The sequence below is a fragment of the Superficieibacter electus genome (assembly GCF_002915575.1).
In the GTDB taxonomy this organism is placed as follows: domain Bacteria; phylum Pseudomonadota; class Gammaproteobacteria; order Enterobacterales; family Enterobacteriaceae; genus Superficieibacter; species Superficieibacter electus.
On record NZ_PQGD01000074.1, the window covers coordinates 1 to 1328 of the forward strand.

At 53.2% G+C, this 1328-nt stretch carries 1 protein-coding gene; it reads right to left on the reverse strand.

Going from position 1 to position 1328, the window contains the following annotated elements:
• Window positions 1-232 precede the first annotated feature (232 nt).
• Window positions 233-1328: IS91-like element ISCR1 family transposase (locus CHU32_RS27825; RefSeq protein WP_103678834.1), on the reverse strand; the 1096-nt coding region annotated here is incomplete at its 5' end.

The following is a 1328-nucleotide window of genomic DNA, read 5'->3' on the forward strand; positions in this document are numbered from 1 at the left end:
GGGTATAGGAAGTATAAACCACCTTTTTGCTCCTCATCCGAAGTATCTTACCTGAAATTCCCTCACTCGTTTACCGCTCAAGCCCCAATTTTAACTGCCGGTCCAGCCTAAACCGCTCTAATAAGGTTCGATTTGGCGGTAAAATCTCTAGCCTGATAGCTCGAGAGATACAAACTGCCCCACCGCCCCGTTTAAAAGTTGGCAGTGTTGAGCAGTGTTGGATTTGGGGTCGTCAGTCAAAGAGACGACTCTGTGATGGATCGAACAGGCTGGGAGTCAGTGGCGGCGCTCGTTCTGGTGGCAGCTCACGCTGCTTGGCGGCATTCGCCTTGGCTGTTTTCTGTTTCAGATGCTTGAGAATCTGCTCAATGACCTTCGGATCTTCGATGCTGGCAATCACTTTGACGTGACCGCCGCAGTGTTCGCAGACTTCAATATCAATATTGAAGACTCGCTTGAGGCGTTGCATCCAGGTCATGGCGCGGTGGCGCTCTGCAGGACTCTTGTCACGCCAGTTAGTATCGAGACCTTCCGATTTGTCGGGCTTCTTGCCCCGCTTGGCGGGTGTTACTTGAACTCGGTGTTTGCTGTTCGGTGCAAAGACGCCGTGGAAGCGTGTGAGGTTGACTCGCGGCTTAGGTACCAACGCAGCGAGTTTGGCGATGAAGTCCAGCGGCTCGAAGATCACATGGGTGGTGCCATTGCGGTACGGAGTTTTGAGCTCGTAACGCACCTGCCCATTGGCGGTTAATGCCAGACGTTTTTCTGAAACCGCTGGCCGACTAATGTAGCGACACAAGCGCTCAAGCTTATCCCGCTGATGCGCTTCGGCCATCACACCGGCGTGTAGCGAGAAACCAGCATGGTTGGCTACTCGACTGCTTGAGTCGGCTTTATCCTCACGCCCTGGCAAGGTTTGCAGGGTGAAGACTTTGCGCCCTTGCTGGGGGCCGACGGCAATGCGATACGTAACCGAAGCACCATGTAATTGAGTCAGCGTATCGTCTTCGCCCTCTTCCAGTGTCAACCACGTATTCTCGGCATCACGCTCCAAAATCCCACGCTTTTCCATGCAGCGAGCGATGCGATGGCTGAGGGTGTGAGCGAGCGTATTCAGCTCATCGTAAGTGGGTGCCTTGACACGATGGAAGCGTTGCTTGCCATAGTCATCTTCGGCATAGACACCATCGAGAAACAGCATGTGGTAGTGGACATTGAGATTTAGCGCGGAGCCAAAGCGTTGGATAAGAGTCACTGAGCCAGTTTGTGCAGAGGCTTTGGTGTAACCGGCTTTTTTGATCAGATGAGTTGAGAGTGTACGATAGACG